The organism is Methylosinus sp. R-45379, from assembly GCF_001644125.1.
Taxonomy (GTDB): domain Bacteria; phylum Pseudomonadota; class Alphaproteobacteria; order Rhizobiales; family Beijerinckiaceae; genus Methylosinus.
Genome location: NZ_LUUM01000262.1, coordinates 1 through 15,532 on the forward strand (window position 1 = coordinate 1; position 15,532 = coordinate 15,532).

12 protein-coding genes and 2 pseudogenes are annotated in these 15,532 nt (G+C 62.6%); 7 read left to right on the forward strand and 7 right to left on the reverse strand.

What is annotated here, in order from left to right:
• The 3 genes from A1351_RS15275 to A1351_RS15285 form a co-directional block, all read left to right on the forward strand.
• The coding region (locus tag A1351_RS15275) for a LysR substrate-binding domain-containing protein (RefSeq protein ID WP_245291660.1) at positions 1–306 on the forward strand (306 nt) is incomplete at its 5' end.
• Positions 307–678: 372 nt separating this feature from the next.
• Positions 679–2,838: a TonB-dependent siderophore receptor gene (locus A1351_RS15280; protein WP_064033394.1), complete on the forward strand. Its 2,160-nt coding sequence runs from the start codon at positions 679–681 to the stop codon at positions 2,836–2,838.
• A gap of 2 nt (positions 2,839–2,840) precedes the next feature.
• Positions 2,841–3,710: a substrate-binding domain-containing protein gene (locus A1351_RS15285; protein WP_024881635.1), complete on the forward strand. Its 870-nt coding sequence runs from the start codon at positions 2,841–2,843 to the stop codon at positions 3,708–3,710.
• Positions 3,711–4,108: 398 nt separating this feature from the next.
• On the opposite strand, the pseudogene A1351_RS25425 reads toward A1351_RS15285, so the two are convergent.
• Positions 4,109–4,225: pseudogene (locus tag A1351_RS25425) on the reverse strand (IS110 family transposase); the annotation flags it as partial.
• 355 nt (positions 4,226–4,580) lie between these two features.
• Here A1351_RS25425 and A1351_RS24040 point away from each other — a divergent pair.
• Positions 4,581–5,961 (forward strand): annotated as a pseudogene (locus A1351_RS24040) (transposase).
• Positions 5,962–6,120: 159 nt separating this feature from the next.
• Here the strand turns inward: A1351_RS24040 and A1351_RS15295 are convergent.
• Together A1351_RS15295 and A1351_RS15300 are read right to left on the reverse strand one after the other, a co-directional pair.
• Positions 6,121–6,765 (reverse strand): NADPH-dependent F420 reductase, encoded by a 645-nt coding sequence (locus A1351_RS15295; protein ID WP_064033396.1) that lies wholly within the window; start codon positions 6,763–6,765, stop codon positions 6,121–6,123.
• A gap of 110 nt (positions 6,766–6,875) precedes the next feature.
• Complete coding sequence (locus tag A1351_RS15300) at positions 6,876–7,355, reverse strand: Rrf2 family transcriptional regulator (protein WP_245267455.1); 480 nt, start codon at positions 7,353–7,355, stop codon at positions 6,876–6,878.
• A gap of 167 nt (positions 7,356–7,522) precedes the next feature.
• Here A1351_RS15300 and A1351_RS15305 point away from each other — a divergent pair, with 167 nt between their 5' ends.
• Positions 7,523–8,428 (forward strand): LysR family transcriptional regulator, encoded by a 906-nt coding sequence (locus A1351_RS15305; protein WP_024881631.1) that lies wholly within the window; start codon positions 7,523–7,525, stop codon positions 8,426–8,428.
• Between the two features lie 121 nt (positions 8,429–8,549).
• Positions 8,550–9,416 carry a pirin family protein gene (locus A1351_RS15310; protein ID WP_026598319.1) on the forward strand — a complete coding sequence of 289 codons (867 nt, stop codon included), beginning with the start codon at positions 8,550–8,552 and terminating at the stop codon, positions 9,414–9,416.
• A gap of 161 nt (positions 9,417–9,577) precedes the next feature.
• On the opposite strand, the gene A1351_RS15315 is transcribed toward A1351_RS15310, so the two are convergent.
• The 4 genes from A1351_RS15315 to A1351_RS15330 form a co-directional block, all read right to left on the reverse strand.
• Positions 9,578–11,293, reverse strand: a complete 1,716-nt coding sequence (locus tag A1351_RS15315; RefSeq protein ID WP_256388645.1) for an ISL3 family transposase — start codon at positions 11,291–11,293, stop codon at positions 9,578–9,580.
• A 272-nt stretch (positions 11,294–11,565) separates the two neighbouring features.
• Positions 11,566–13,041 carry a HAMP domain-containing sensor histidine kinase gene (locus tag A1351_RS15320; protein ID WP_026598321.1) on the reverse strand — a complete coding sequence of 492 codons (1,476 nt, stop codon included), beginning with the start codon at positions 13,039–13,041 and terminating at the stop codon, positions 11,566–11,568.
• Positions 13,038–13,712, reverse strand: coding sequence for a response regulator transcription factor (locus A1351_RS15325; RefSeq protein WP_024881627.1), 675 nt, complete (start codon positions 13,710–13,712; stop codon positions 13,038–13,040). The genes A1351_RS15320 and A1351_RS15325 overlap by 4 nt, the downstream gene beginning before the upstream one ends.
• 90 nt (positions 13,713–13,802) lie before the next feature.
• Positions 13,803–14,186 (reverse strand): hypothetical protein, encoded by a 384-nt coding sequence (locus tag A1351_RS15330; RefSeq protein WP_024881626.1) that lies wholly within the window; start codon positions 14,184–14,186, stop codon positions 13,803–13,805.
• A 295-nt stretch (positions 14,187–14,481) separates the two neighbouring features.
• On the opposite strand from A1351_RS15330, the gene A1351_RS15335 reads away from it, so the two are divergent.
• On the forward strand, positions 14,482–15,306 hold the full coding sequence (locus A1351_RS15335) for an outer membrane protein (RefSeq protein ID WP_083967348.1): 825 nt from the start codon (positions 14,482–14,484) through the stop codon (positions 15,304–15,306).
• Positions 15,307–15,532 lie beyond the last annotated feature (226 nt).

Genomic DNA, 15,532 nt, shown 5'->3' on the forward strand with positions numbered 1-15,532 from the left:
GAGTTCGGAGTCATGGCGCCGACCACTTGGCGCCTCGCCGATCTCTTCGCGAAGCACGCCTTTCTTTTGAACGGACTGGGCTGGGGCGGAATGCCTCGTCATACCGTCCAATCCGATCTCGACGCCGGCCGGCTGGTCGAGCTCGCGATCGAGGACATACCTTCCGGCGGGCTCGCCTTGCCTATGTCCGCCGTCTATCGGGCGTCTGATCCGCCGGGACCGGCGGGCCGCTGGATGATCGAACGTCTCGCGATGTGTCCGAAGCAGATGGGCGGCAAGGACGCGATCGACCCCGTGTGCCGTTGAGCAAATGCGCTCGCTCAAACGTGAAGAAGGCGCCCCGGTGGGACGGCGCAAGCGGTCCCGCAAATGGCATATGCCTCGAAAGTGGCGATGCGCCTGCGGCGAATAGTCTTCCCGCTCGCGCCGTAGCCAGCCGGTCACCGCGCCGGAAAAGCGGAGCCGGGCCGCCTCGGCTCACGAGAGCCGATGCTCAATATTTCGGCGGAGTGCATTATTTATGTAATTGAAATACATAATGCGTCGACTTCAGATGCGCCGGACGCCGGTCGAGATTCCCCGCCACCGGATCGGCGACGATTTGGAGCGAACGCAATGGGCCAAAGAGCCGGCATTTCTATCGAAGGCCCCCGCAGACGCGCTCGACGCGTGACGCCTATGCTCTTTGCGCAGAAACAGAGACAATTCGGCGCGCTCGGCATTTCCGCGCTCGGCGTGAGTCTCGCGGCGCTTTCGATCTCGGCGGTTCGAGCGCAGAACGCGCCGACCGAGCTCCCGACCGTCGATGTCGCCGCGACCGGCGCGCCGACCAGCGCCGCGACCGTCGAAGGCGGCTATCGAGTCAAAAACGCCTATGTCGGGCCGTTCGGCGACAGGGCCCTGGTCGATACACCGCTTTCGATCACCGTCGTTCCGCTCGATCTCATGAAGAACCAGCAATTGCTCAGCCTGCGCGAAGCCTTTCGGCTCATTCCCTCGGTGCAGGGCGAAAATATCCGTCCGCAGACGCGCGGGATGCAGGCGGGAGTGGTGCAGAACACGCGCGTCGACGGGCTGAATATCGCGGCGACGACCGATTATCCGCTGGAGCAATTCGAGCGCATCGAAGTGCTGAACGGCTTGTCGAGCGCGATCTATGGTCCGTCCAATCCGGCAGGCACATTCAACTACATCCTCAAGCGGCCGACAGAGGCGCCGTTGCGCGAATTCAATTTTTCCTATCTGTCGCAAAGCGCCTGGCTCGGCCACGCCGATCTCGGCGGCTTTCTCGACCCCGAACGCCGATTCGGCTACAGACTGAATCTGCTAGAGCAGAATGGCGATACGTATGTCGACGGCAGCCAGTCGAAGCGCCAACTGGCGAGTCTCGCCTTCGACATTCATGCGACGCCGAGCACCGTGCTCGAAACCAATGCGAGCTTCTACAATTTCGTGACGAAAAACCTGCCGGGCACATTCACGCTCGGCCGCAACGCCACGATTTTTCCGGCTGCGCCCGATCCTTCCCGGCAGGGCTATGGGCAGACCTTTGGGGGCGACGACAATCAGACGGCGATCTTCAGCGGCAGGCTGCGTCATGATTTCGATCAGGACTGGCGTCTGACATTGGGCCTCTTGCGCCAATCCAACGATCGCGCCTCGACTGTTCCGACCAATACGCTGACCGACAATTTTGGAAATTATACGACGACGGCCGCGACGACCACATTTTCCTTGGACACGGTACTCAGCAATCAGGCCGCCCTGAACGGGCGCTTCTTCACTGGACCTGTCTCTCATGATGTCGTCTTCGCCAATAATGGCTTCATCTGGGACCGCTATCGCCCCTATGTGCTGGGCGCCGTCACGCTCGGCAGCGCCAATCTCGCCAATCCGGCGCTGTTTGCCGCCCGTTCTTTTCCCGATTTCAAGAATCGCTTTCTTTCGGTCGAAACATTTCAGCAATCGCTCACCGTCGGCGACGTCATTGGCTTCGGCGAACATTGGGGCGCGCAATTCGCTCTTTCACAGAGCTGGATCAACGCGCGAAACCTGAACAGCGCCGGCGTGACGACCAGCGCTTATGACACGAGCGGCGTGAGTCCGACGGCGAGCCTGTTGTTCAAGCCGATGCGCAATCAGACCGCCTATCTGACCTATTCGGAAAACCTGCAGCAGGGCGACACGGCGCCGAACGGCGTCGCCAACGCCGGGGCCGTTCTCGCTCCCTTCCGCGCCAAGCAATGGGAGCTCGGCTATAAGATCGATCTCGACCGGATCGATCTGCGAGCGGCTCTGTTTCAGATCGAGCGACCCTACGCCTACACGGTCAACAATGTCTATGGCGTCAACGGCAAGCAGATCAATCGCGGCGTCGAGCTGACCGCCTCGGGAAAGGCGACCGACGACCTCACCATTTTCGCCGGTCTCTCCTTGCTCGATCCGAGGCTCTACGACACCGGCTCGGCGCTGACGAACAACAAGCAGATCCTCGGCCTGTCCCATGTCGTATTCAACATTCTCATGGATTATCAGATCCCGTTCGCGCCCGGCCTCGCCGCGAACGCCAACATCAATTTCGCCAGCGACAGGCCCGGCAATTACGCGAACACGACCTTCGTCGACGGCTACACCGTCGCCGACCTCGGTCTACGTTACAGCGCGCGTCTGCTGGATCGCGCTGTGACATGGCGCCTCAACGTCTACAATGTCGCCAATGCGCATTATTGGGCCAATGTCACGCCGACCGGCCAGAACGGCTACAACAGTACGGACTTCGGCTCGGGCACACTCGGCGCGCCACGCACGCTGCGTCTTTCCATGCAGATGGAGCTCTGATCATGTCGATCTCACGAGTCCGGCGCATCGTCGCATTGTCACTCTTTCTTTCTCCGTTCCCGCCATGCGTGGCGGAGGAGGCTCCTGGCGGGCCTCCGCTTCACATTCATGCGGCGGGCAGCCTCGGCGGCGCCCTGCGCGCGATTGTCGCGCGCTACCAACAGGAGACGGGCGAGACGATCACCATGGTTTTCGGCCCTTCGGGCCTGCTGCGCGAGGGCATAGAAAAGGGGAATGAGGCCGGTCTCTTCCTTTCCGCGGATCGGCAGCATCCCGAGCGGCTCGCTGCCGAGGGAAAGGCTGCGCCGCCGGTCATTTTCGTCCGCAACACGCTCTGCGCCACGGCGCGCGCCGATCATGCGCTGACGACCGACCGGCTTCTCGACCACATGCTTGATCCCGCGACAAAGATCGGCACGTCGACTCCCAAAGCCGATCCCGGCGGCGATTACGCCATGGCTCTGTTCGCCAGGGCCGAGAAGGCGCATAAGGGCGCAGAGCAAATCCTGCGAGCGAAAGCGAGAGCCCTCGTGGGTGGAGCCCCGCCGGAGCCATCGGCAATGCAGCCGAATGCGCGAGCCGGACAAAGCGCCCCCGCGCCGACAAAGAAGTTTCTGCTCGATGGAACGGTCGATCTCTTCATCGGCTATTGCAGCCGGCGGGAGACGCATCCCGATCCAGATCTCGTCAGCGTGCCGGCGCCGGAGGCGCTCGCCATGCGCGCCGATTACGCCCTGGCGCTATTGCGCGACAAAGCGCCCGAGCAGCAGGCCGCGGCGGCCCGTTTTGCTCTGTATCTAATGACGCCGCGCGCGCAGGCGATCTTCGCCGATTACAATTTCATCCCCATCGCCGCGCCCTCGGAGCCTTGAAATTGACGGGCTCTCGAAACTGGAAACGACAGCTTCCGGTTCAAGGACAGCTCGGCGAAGGCGGACAAACCTGCAAAGGAGAAGACCAAAACCTGACGACCGACTGACTCGCAAGCCATCTTCAACCCGGGTCATGTATGGATGACCCCGTTCACGCAAGTGGTCTTTGATCGGCGCCGGCGTACGATCGGGTGCGGTCATGTATCAGGCCTTTACTTGCGGCCGGATGCAGACCGCTGGCCGGTATGGAGAAGCGCGGACCTAGTGCAGATCAGTTCTGCGAGCTTTGAAGCTCGATGACTCGCATGCTTTTCCAGGCCCGCCCTGACCGATCGCTTTGCCCTTACCGTTCACTGACCTCCTCGCACGCCGACGTGCCCGGACCGGATCGTTGCCGATCAGGCCGGAACGGGGTCTGCTTGTCTGTAATCCTCTTTCCTGGTCAGCATGGCCCAGACCGCCTGCGCCTTCTTGTTGGCCAACGCGATCGCCACCAGTTTGCGTGGCTTGCGCGCCTGTCATTCGGCGCGCCACGTTGACCCCCAATCGGCGTGGAGGCCACAAGAATATATAGGAACAGGCAACGGCTTGGTCTTGTGCCCCCTTGCCGATTGGGGGTCAAGGCGTCGAGCCGATTCACACATCACGGCGTAGCGGCGCAGCGCTTCCAGCCGAGCATCGGCGAGGCCGTTGGCGCGCTTGCCACCGAAGAGCCAGCCCAGCACGACACGGACGAACGCCGCCCTTCCGGCCGAAGCGGGAAGGACGGCGCCGCGTCTGCAATGCGCCGATTGTGTTGAAAAACTCTGGCGTTGCCGGGCGCCGGGGCTCGTGATTCACTTCCTCTGCTGATTTGCGGAGGATGTGGCGATGATGGGGACTCAGGCAGCAACCGCCCGGTTTTTCTACGATTTCTGCCTCGATGACCATGTGCCGAAGGACCATCAGTTACGCGGAATCGACCGGCATCTCGATCTCGACGGCATTCGCACCGCGCTGAAGCCGTTTTACAGCAGCACCGGTCGTCCTTCGGTGGATCCGGAGCTGATGATCCGCATGCTTCTTGTCGGCTACTGCCTGGGCATTCGTTCGGAACGCCGCCTGTGCGAGGAAGTGCATCTCAATCTCGCCTATCGCTGGTTCTGCCGCCTCGGGCTGGACGGCAAGGTCCCGGACCATTCGACTTTCTCCAAGAACCGGCACGGTCGCTTTCGCGAGAGCGACATTTTGCGCCAGCTCTTCGAATCTATCGTCGAGCGTTGCATGACCGAAGGCCTTGTCAGCGCCGGCGGCTTCGCCGTCGATGCAAGTCTGATCGCTGCCGACGCCAACAAGCAACGCTCCGTTCCGAGCAGCGAATGGGACCCCGCCGAAATCAAAGATGACGCGTGCCGCGCGGCGCGCGAATATCTTGCGACGCTCGATGACGCCGCATTCGGCGCTGCTTCGCCCGTGACGCCGAAGTTCATCGCGCGATCGGACCCCGCGGCGCAATGGACCGGCGCGCATAAGGGCCACGCCTTCTTCGCGTACGCGACCAATTATTTGATCGATACGGATCACGGAGTAATCGTGGACGTCGAAGCGACGCGCGCCATCCGACAGGCCGAGGTCGGCGCTTCGAGAACGATGGTAGAGCGCACGGAGGAGCGCTTCGGGCTGAAGCCGGGTTATCTTGTCGCCGACACTGCATACGGTTCGGCAGACAATCTCGCCTGGCTCGTCAAACACAAGCGGATTACGCCCTACATTCCCGTTTTCGACAAGTCGACGCGAACCGGCGGCACGTTCTCGCGTTCGGACTTCGCGTTCGACGCCGAGGCCGACTGCTATATCTGTCCGGCGGGTAAAAAGCTGGTCCAGTTCCGGCGCACCTACGCGACGCCGCGAACCGGAGTTGCGGCAGACGGCACGCGCCGCTACCGCGCTAGCAAAAAGGATTGCGACGTTTGCGAACTCAAAGCGCAGTGCTGCCCCAACGCCGTGGCGCGGAAGGTTCCACGCGATCTGCACGAAGATTCCTGCGACGTTGCGCGAGCGCTCGTTGGGACACCTGAATATGAAACGGCCTGTCAGAGGCGGAAGAAGGTCGAAATGCTGTTTGCTCATCTCAAGCGCATATTGCGCCTTGGGCGCTTGCGGTTACGCGGGACCGTGCGGCGCCAAAGACGAGTTCCTGCTCGCCGCGACCGCACAGAACTTGAGAAGGCTCGCTCGACTGAGGCCGCCGACCATGCCGATGGCGGCATAAGCCGCCCACGATGGCGGCCCATGCCGCCATCCCGCCGAGGATCGCTTGCCCAAATCTTGAAAAACGCCTCGAACGGAGGTCGCCGATGCCGTGTCGCCGAGTTTTTCAACGAAATCCGCCCAGGCCCGCCGCTCCGGCCGGAACGGCGGGAGTGGGGATTTAGATGCGCACGAGATTGTGCATGGCGAGCGCGCCGAACGGCAGGGAAGCCAGCCGACCACCTACATCCAGCGAGCCGAGATCGATCGCCAGGAAACCGATCGTCTCCAGGATGCCCCGAACCTGTGTCTTGGCGTCGGCATCGTCACCCGAATAGAACAGCACGCGCTGGCCACCGGCGGCTTCCGGCTCGGGCAGGACGTTGACGTCGAGATGGTTGAACGCCTTCACCACGCGCGCGCCGGGAACCAGCTTCGCGACCAGGGCGCTCGAATGGGTATCGCCCAGATCGACGGCCTTGATGCCATAGGCGGCCAGCGGATTGGTGGGATCGCTCGCTTCAGCCGAGCCGGGTTCGAGGAACAGGACCGGGTTGGTGCCGTCGATCACGATGCGGTTGTTCCAGGCGGGCAGGCCGCCGAGCACGTCCTCCAGCGCGACCCAGGGCATCGCCAGCACGACGATGTCGGCGCTTGCCGCCTCGGCCACCGTGCTAGCCGTGATCGTCTCGCCCAGTTCTGCGACCAGCGCCGTGAGCGAATCCGGACCGCGCTTGTTGGCGATGATAGCCGGGATGCCCTTCTTGGCGAGGGCGCGGGCGACGTTGGAACCGAGTGCTCCCGATCCGATGATACCGATAGTCATGTCATGTCTCCTGAGGAAATGGGGCATGCGAAAGGGGACGGCAGCGCCCCATGGGCTGGCCGTAACCGAAAGCTGAAAGTGTAAGGGTCGCGCCAGCTTCTACTGGCAGATCAGCCCCATTTGAGCGGGACTGCGAACTTGCCGAGGCGGGCGACGTCGGCGGCGATGTCGGCGATCGTCACCCCGGCCAGCTCCGCCTCCATGGCGGTGCGGGCGCGGTCGAGCACCGGGCGGATCGCTTCCTGGATATTCCCGCCCACCGCGCAGCCGCCCAGCGGCGGCGTGCGGTGCAGCGTGAACAGCGTGGTATCCTCCACCGCTGCATAGACATCGAGCAGGCGGATCCGGGATGCCGGCTTCGCCAGCAAGGCTCCCCCGCCGGCGCCCAGTTGCGAGGTGGTAAGCTCCGCCTGATGCAACCGGGACAGCAACCCCCGGATGACGACCGCGCTGGTATTGGCCGACGCCGCCAGATCCTCGGATCGCAGCGGCGCGCCGTCGCCCACCGCCATGGCAGCAAGCGCGTGGACGGCAACGACGAAGCGGGAACTGGTTGGCACGCGACCGATCCTTTCGATGGTGTGTAACATTCACAATTACCGTTTTACTGGGCAAGACGGCGTCTTCGGCTTCGGTTCTGCGGAAATCGAAGCGCCGCCGCTCCCTGCCGAAACCCAGATCGCACGCTTGCGGCGGCCGCGGCAGCCTCTATTATTCGATCGAAACCATCGAATTTCCCGATGGTGGGAGTGTGCCGATGATCGACGCCATTTCGCTGGGCCAGTTGCGCACGTTCATCGCGGTGGTGAACGAAGGCAGCTTCTCCTCGGCGGCACGCGCGCTGCGGCGTACCCAGTCCGCGGTCAGCGAATCGATCGCCAATCTTGAAGCGCAATTGTCGGTGGCGCTGTTCGATCGCACCGGCCGCTACCCGCGGTTGACGCCGGAAGGCGCGGCGCTGATCGCCGACGCGCGCGCGGTGGCGACTGCGCTCGACAAGCTGCGCGCTCGCGCCAAGGGCATGGCGGGGGGACTGGAGCCCGAACTGATCGCTGTGATCGACGTGTTCGTGCCGATCGATGTCGTGGCGGATGTGGCCGAGCAATTCGGCGCCGAGTTTCCCTCCACGCCACTGCGGCTTTATGTTGAGGCATTGGGCTCGGCGGTGCAGCCGGTGCTCGAAGGCAGGGCGGGCTTTGCTCTGGTGGGTTCGTTGCCCGTGCTTCCGCCTGATGTCACCGCCGAACGCATCGCCGACGTCAAGCTGCTGATGGTCGCGGCGGCGACCCATCCGCTCAGCCTGCATCGCGGCGTGATCCCGCCGGAGGAACTGGCGCGGCACACGCAACTCGTCCTCACCGATCGATCCAGCCTGTCCGACGGCCAGCAATTCGGGGTGATGGCGCCATCGACATGGCGGCTGGCCGATCTCGCCGCCAAGCACGCGTTCCTGCTGCGCGGTCTCGGTTGGGGCGGGATGCCGGATCACACCGTTAGGCAGGATCTGGAGGAAGGCCGGCTGGTCGAACTGTCGATCCAGAATATTCCGCCTGGCGGCGCCTCGCTGCCCATGTCGGCGATCTATCGCGCGTCGGACCCGCCGGGGCCAGCGGGACGGTGGATGATCGAGCGCCTGAAGCGTTGCACCCAGAACGCCGAATAGTGCGGCGATGCCCCATCGGGTACTCCGATGGCGGCAATCGATTATCAGAGGCTTCTACGATGGCGTTCGCTGCGGCATTTCTTGCGCATCGCTCCCGAGGCGCAATGAAAGGAATGCAGCCATGAACGCACCCGCCGCGATCTCCACGCACCGCCGTGTCCGCTACAAGACGTCGGGCCAGGGCCACCGCCCGATCATCCGCTTGATGAGCCCCGGTGATCTCGGCCAGATGCTGAAGCCGTTCGTGTTCCTCGACCTGTTCTCGCCCGAGGCCGCATCGATCGGCGACATGCCGATCCACCCGCATTCGGGCATCGCCACCGTCACCGTGCTGACCGAAGGCGACCTGCATTTCGACGATCCCGTCGCGGGCTCTGGCTCGATCGGCTATGGCGGTGTCGAATGGATGCGCGCCGGTGGCGGCGTGTGGCACGGCAAGGAAATGTCGAAGGGCAGTTCGCCGCAGATCAAGGGCTTTCAGCTGTGGCTGGCGCTGCCGCCCGAACTGGAAAACGCGGCGGTCGACAGCCAGTATATCGAGGCGCAGGACATGCCGGTGGTCGGCCCGGCAACGGTGATCCTGGGCGAACTTGACGGCGCCGTCAGCCCGGTGCGGGCGCCGGCCGGGATCAACTATCTGCTGGTGACGCTCGCGCCCGGCGAACGCTGGACCTACACGCCCCCGGCCGATCACGACGTGGCGTGGCTGGCGATCAGCCACGGCGCGCTGGTGGGCGACGTGGTCGTCCATACCGGCGAACTGGCGCTGCTCGAGGGTGTAGGGGCGATCCCGCTCCAGGCATCGGCCGAAGGCGCCCGCTTCGTTGTGGCATCCGCTATCGAGCACCCGCACGTTCTGGTGACCGGCTATTATTCGGTCCACACCAACAAGGCGGCGCTGATCCAGGGCGAGGCGCGGATCGCGGCGCTGCGCGAGCGGCTGCCGGCACAGCGCGGCTCCGGCCCGACGCCGGTGTTCCGCGGCTGATCCGCTCGCTTTCATAGATTGCCGGTCGATGGGAGCATCCGCACGCCCGTGTGGATGCTCTTTTCGTTTGTACCCGGGGCAGTTGTTCCGGCCGGGAATAAATGAAACAATGCCGGGCCCATAGCTGATGGGTCGTCTTATCGCGGTTTCCGGGCTCTGCTTCACTCTCGGTGCAAATTAGAATCCTGCAAAGGCAGCATCCGCGCACCAAGGAGTTCGATGCTCGCGCGTCCGTACATGGAGCGCTTGAGCGTTTTCAACCGATTGATCTGCCGTTCTGTCTGTCCGTTGCTCCATGGCCCCACCACGGCATTTTGCACGGCGTCGATGTCTTGTCGCAGAGTCTTCGAAAAACGGCGCATGGCGTAAACGCTGCAAGAAGTTGCGTCCCATATCCACTCGTCCAACTTTTCCAGCGAGCCGCCACGAAATAAGCCGCGAAATCGCATCGCGAACTGGCGCATCACCGCGAAGTCCATCGACTCCGCCGTTAGCGCATCGACAATGCAGATTTGCCGCGGCGTCATTTGTCCCCGCGGCTTGACGCAAAGCGCGGCTGCGGTCAGCGGAGAAATACGGCGACCATTCATTGGATCGATTGCGGGCGCCTTCGCGCACGCGTTGAAGTCTGACGCCGCCGATTTTGACGGTGATGAAACGAAAGGCGCTTCGGCGACGACGTCGAGCGATCCGTCGGGATCTCTCCATGCCGCGAGAAAGCGCGCCAGATTGCTGTAGGAGCCCGCGTATCCCTGTTGCTTGATTTCTTCGAACAGCTGGCGGACGGACCTGCACGCTTCGGCCCAGCGCCGCGCCAGAAATGCCTCGAAACGGGCGGGCGTGCTCGCCGTGGGCGCCATGACGTTGCGCTCCGGTAAAACAAGAAAGCGCGTCCAACGCTCCACTCGCCGGCGCCCAAGCCCCAATTCCCTCGCGATCGCGGTGATTGTCTTGCCAGCCTCGAACAGAACTTTGATTTCTTCGAACCTGGCCTCGCGAGCGGCGCGCGCCGCTCGCTGTGTAGAGCGCCGATGCCTCTCGCCGTCGGAAACGGTGCGAGAGCCATTCTTGGCATTTGGCCCCGTCGAACCATTCGCGTCAACCTCGCTTGCTCTTTTCAGCGGCGGTCCAGGGTGGATCAAATGCCTTTCGACCGCCTCACGGAAATTTTGCAGGAGGTGAAAGCGATCGGCGACCTGCCGTGCTTGCGGGGCTCCTTCGTGCGCGCCCTCGGCATAGAGCCCGGCGCGATCGCGGCTTATGATCTCGATAGTGGGATGTTCCCTGAGCCACGCGGCGGTCGACGCCGCGGAGCGATCAGGAAGAACGTCGACGACCAGTCGCCGCTCGAGATCAACCATCACCGTTCCGTAGTTCGTGCCTTTCTTCCATGCCCAATCGTCGACGCCGACGACTTTGACATGGGCAGGCGCAGCGCCCGCGCGTGCGCTTCGCTTAATCTCTCTCAAAATCGTGGTGTGACCGACCCGCATGCCGAGGCGGCCCATCAGCCTTTCGGATGGCCGTCCGCCGACGCTATGCCCGAATAGGCGAACAACTCCCGCAAGGCGAGTTGTTTGTCGCGCGAACGGGGCTGCGGGCCCTGGAATGCGTTCGGCGAAGATGCGCCGGTCGCAATTTTGATTGCGGCATCGCCAGCGCGTCAAGCGAACTCGAACGTCGATTGGCGTCCCCTGCGCGGGAAGATCGCGGAGCTTTCGATGATAGGAACTATGCCGCGAATTCGATTGCACCCCGCATGCTGGGCATATTGCATGCGCGTCGGCGGTCAGAGAGACCGCCCATTCCGCCTCCAAACGCTCGACTGTCAGAATCTGCAAATTTGGCGCAGGAGCCCAGCGAGTTGATGTTTTCATTCCGAAAGATGCGACATCTCAAGCCAAACCGCAACAATCCGCTAATTTGCACCGAGAGTGAAGCAGAGCCCAGTTAAGAGCAACGTGACAGGCTGGACACCAACCCCGTTACGCCGCTCTCCTCACGCCGTCATCACCCACTTTCCGGCATAGCTCCTCGCACGGCATCGACTGGTTTCCTGATGTTTCGCGGCCACCAAGAATGCGGCCGTGTCGAGAGTCGTATCTAAATGAGGGATCCTCGTCAGGTTGTCTCGAGCGCAGTGCGGAGCTCAACTGGTTCGCGCGACGCAACTGGATTTGATGGCAGGCTTCTTAGCTTCCGCCAGAGGCAACTGCAGCCGGATATGTGTGCCTATCCACGCGCCGTCGAGGATTTCGATGGCGCCGCCGTGCAGGCGCGTAATCTCGAGAGCGAGGCTCAGGCCCAGACCTGCACCGCTCGAGCGCGGGCGTAGTCGATAGAACGGATCGAACACGCGTTCGCGCTCGTCGAGAGGGATTCCAGGTCCCTCGTCGTGGACTTCCACTCCGCCTGTTTCGTCGACCACGACAGTGATGCAGCCCGAGCCGCCGCCGTGCTCAATGGCGTTGCGCAAAAGATTGGCCACGGCGCGCTCGATCTGCTGCGGCCGGACGCAGACCGGCGCTTTGCCGTCGGACGGTTCGAACGAGAACTCATACCCGGCCTCCAGCACCAGCGGCGCGAAATCGGCGGCGAGCATCCTCGCCAGATCGACCAGATCGACCACGTCGCGCGGGCCGGTAGAATGATCGAGCACCTGACGATCGAGCAATTGCTGCGCTAGATGCGACAGCCGCTCGATATCCTTCAGCAGGCGCCGGCTTTCCGGATCCTCGCGCAGCAATTCAGCGCGTGTGCGCAATATGGCGATCGGAGTGCGCAGTTCATGTGCAGCGTCCGTGAGGAAGCGATTGCGCTTCTCATAGCCTTCGCCGAGGCGGGCGAGCGCACGGTTGAATGCCTGCACCAGCGACGCGATCTCCTGCGGCACGTCCTCGGTCCGCAGTTGCACGGCACGATTGTCGATGTCGATGGCGCCGGCTTCCTCGGCGGTGGCGACAAGCCCGGCGAGCGAACGGCGCACGACCGCCGGCGTTGTCAGCAGCGTCGTGAAACCCATGACAGTGACGATCGGTAGCAGCGCGACGAGCGTGACGATGACCAGGATCGGCCCGACGCGCAGCCAGTTGGTGCTGCCATCAGCGTTACGGGCGAGATCGATATGCAGGTCGACATTGATCTCGACGCCCGTATTTTCGTCACGTGAGGCGATAGTAGACGCCAGCACGCCTACTCGCCCCGCGGGCGAATCCAGATTGGCGTAGGACGCGGCAGGGTGCGGGCATTCCGGCTCGAAGGTCAAGGTTGCACGATCGACTTGTCTGAGCAGCTCGTCGCCGCCGCTAACATAGGCGGCAGGGACATTGCCTCGCCTGAGCTCCTGGCTCTTTTCGTCTCGCACCACGAACCAAAGGCCGGGGAAGCTTTTGCGGAAGCTCTCGAGCTCAAACGTGTCGCGCAAAATGAGCCGACCATCGCCGTCTCGGCCCAAGGCGCCCGCCACCAGCTGCGTAGCCACCTCGTTATCGACAGCAAGACGCGGCTGCGCGATGAAAAACACCAGAGTGAGCAGGCCGAGGAAGACGAGCAGCGTGGCTGCCTGCAGCAGGATGAGCCTGCGCACCAGCACCCATTGCAACGAATATGGATTGGACTTTTTCATGAGGTGGCGCGCAGGAGATAGCCGAGATTGCGGATCGCCCTGATCTCGACGCCGGCGCGGGCCTCGTCGAGCTTGCGGCGAAGCCGTGAAAGATGAGAATCCAGCGCATTGGAGCCGATCTCGTCATCCATGGCGTAGACCGATTCCTCCAGCGTCGCGCGTAGCACCGCCCTGCCTGGGCGGCGAACCAGCGCCTCCAAGGCCAGTTGCTCGCGGCGAAGCAGTTCCAGTGGTTTGTCGCCGACCAGCGCCTCGCGGTGGTGAAAATCATAGGTGAGGCGGCCTATCACGATCGTCTCGGAACGCAGGTTTGCTGGCCGGCGCTTCAAGGCGCGGAGCCGCGCCATCAGCTCCTCGACGGCGAAGGGTTTGGTCAAATAGTCATCTGCGCCGCCATCGAGGCCAGCGACACGGTCGTCCAGGCCGCCGAGCGCCGTCAGCATCAAGATCGGCGCATCGACATGGCTGGCCCTCAGCTTTGGGATCAAATCGAGCCCCTCGCCGTCGGGCAGGCGGCGGTCGAGAACGAGCGCGTCATAGAGACCGAAGGCGGCGGCCGCCTCGGCGTCGGCGATCGTCGCCACATGGTCGACGATGATATGGCGGCGACCCAGCGCCGATTTCAGCACGGAAGCCATCTCCGGCTCGTCTTCGAGCAGCAGAATGCGCATTGTATCCCTCACGTCTCGTCACGCGCAGGCGCCGCCCGTAGCGGATATCCGAGGCTGCCTTGCGGCGATTTTCCGACAGGCTCGAACGCCTCACTCACATTCGAGCCTCGGCTTGCGAAAGCTCGTCACATACCAATCCTTGCCCCCGCCGCGTGCGTAAAATGTGTAGAAACATTCCCGCTCCTGGACATAACCCGGTGTCACCGTTTCTTCGTAGCGCGCGCCGCGCCAAGTATTCTTGATCTCACCGCTGGTCGAGCCGGCCACTACATCGGTTGAAACCTTGCGCCATTGATATGCGCGCTCGTCACGGCCGAGTTCGAGCACGGTGGAGGGTGGGCCGTAATCGATGATGACATCTTCGACCGGCCTGCCGACATAATTCTTCATGATGTCGGAAGCGCAGCCGACAAGAAGGGTTGTCGAGGCGAGCGCGGCGGCCGCGTATGCAGCGCGAATGGTATCGGAAGACATGGCGGATCCCGTTTAGCGTCACTGCCCGGCTGCTGGCGGTTGGCAGCGCGTTGGCGTGTTATTCGGCGAGCAGATTGCGGCCTTGCTCAGACGAGGCGATGTCGCCTGTCGCTATGCGACAGAAGTGTGCGTCCCCAGCCCCTTTGCAGGCGGGCGCAGACAAGGCAAAAAGCGGGGATGGCGGAACAGAAAAGATTGCGCATGACGATCCTCGAGCGAACGGGAGAAAAATAATGTCTGCATTAAAAATCTATCTGACAAGAGATTTTATTATGCAATCGACGCTGTCGCTGCAATGTTCATGCAATCTAGCAAGCATAGACTTCATTTAGCGGTCAGACCGCACATGCCTGGAAGGTCAGTTACGCATACCTACTCTCATCTTCTCCACCGAGAACAGCAGATGACATGTAAACACCGCTTCACCGCCCTGGTCCTGATTTTCTGCACGACGGCCGCCGACGCCGCTGATTTGCCGCGCAGCTACTTCGTCCCTCCCCCGCCTGTTTTCGTTCCCCCGCCGCCTGTCTTTCTGTTCGAAGGCTTCTATGTCGGCGCACAGATCGGCTATGCGCGGACTGCGACCCGCCTGCGGAATGTGTTTGTCCCGACCGGAGCGACGCTCACGTCGAGGACCATTCACGGCGACAGTTTAATCGGTGGCCTACACGCAGGCTATGATTGGCACAGCGGTCCGCTTGTGTTCGGCCTCATCGGGGATATCAATTTCGCGAACGCCCGCAGCTCGGCGGAGACGGTCTTCGGCGACAGCGTCGTGGACAGGGTCGGCCTACAGGGGTCGATGCGTGGCCGCGTCGGCTATGCCTTCGATCGCATTCTCTTCTATGCAACAGGCGGATTGTTCCTCGCGGATGTCTCGAGACATTACTACTCGGGCGCCTTTGCGGCTCATCGCAACGATATTGTCGTCGGCCCTACGCTGGGCCTCGGCGTTGAATATGCGTTAGACGACCGATGGCGCGCCAAGATCGAATATCGCGTCGATGGTCTACCGACGCAACGCGAATATTTCACGCCGATTTCACCCGGCGTGAAGTTGAGGCGCGAGTCCGGCGAGGGAGAAATCAAGCTCGGCTTGAGCTATCGCTTCGGCAATTGATCTGTAAAGCACGCATGTGAAAGCATGCGCCTCGAGGGCATGTCGGGCTCCTCCATTCGGGTCATGGCGCATCGGGGCATGAAGTCGTTCCGCTTTTTCATTGAAACGGCGGACGACTCGGCTTCTGTTTCGATACGTTTCCGACACAAAAACCGCGTCCACGTCGGCTGGCGCCGCTCTACATGCACGTCGAAGTGGATGCGAAGAAACGCTCGGCGTCTGGACT

What these genes read in the sequence shown, in the direction of transcription:
- A1351_RS15280 (WP_064033394.1), top strand. Translation starts at nt 679, where the DNA reads ATGCTCTTTGCGCAGAAACAGAGACAATTCGGCGCGCTCGGCATTTCC.
- A1351_RS15285 (WP_024881635.1), top strand. Translation starts at nt 2,841, where the DNA reads ATGTCGATCTCACGAGTCCGGCGCATCGTCGCATTGTCACTCTTTCTT.
- A1351_RS15295 (WP_064033396.1), bottom strand. Translation starts at nt 6,765, where the DNA reads ATGACTATCGGTATCATCGGATCGGGAGCACTCGGTTCCAACGTCGCC.
- A1351_RS15300 (WP_245267455.1), bottom strand. Translation starts at nt 7,355, where the DNA reads ATGTTACACACCATCGAAAGGATCGGTCGCGTGCCAACCAGTTCCCGC.
- A1351_RS15305 (WP_024881631.1), top strand. Translation starts at nt 7,523, where the DNA reads ATGATCGACGCCATTTCGCTGGGCCAGTTGCGCACGTTCATCGCGGTG.
- A1351_RS15310 (WP_026598319.1), top strand. Translation starts at nt 8,550, where the DNA reads ATGAACGCACCCGCCGCGATCTCCACGCACCGCCGTGTCCGCTACAAG.
- A1351_RS15315 (WP_256388645.1), bottom strand. Translation starts at nt 11,293, where the DNA reads ATGAAAACATCAACTCGCTGGGCTCCTGCGCCAAATTTGCAGATTCTG.
- A1351_RS15320 (WP_026598321.1), bottom strand. Translation starts at nt 13,041, where the DNA reads ATGAAAAAGTCCAATCCATATTCGTTGCAATGGGTGCTGGTGCGCAGG.
- A1351_RS15325 (WP_024881627.1), bottom strand. Translation starts at nt 13,712, where the DNA reads ATGCGCATTCTGCTGCTCGAAGACGAGCCGGAGATGGCTTCCGTGCTG.
- A1351_RS15330 (WP_024881626.1), bottom strand. Translation starts at nt 14,186, where the DNA reads ATGTCTTCCGATACCATTCGCGCTGCATACGCGGCCGCCGCGCTCGCC.
- A1351_RS15335 (WP_083967348.1), top strand. Translation starts at nt 14,482, where the DNA reads ATGTTCATGCAATCTAGCAAGCATAGACTTCATTTAGCGGTCAGACCG.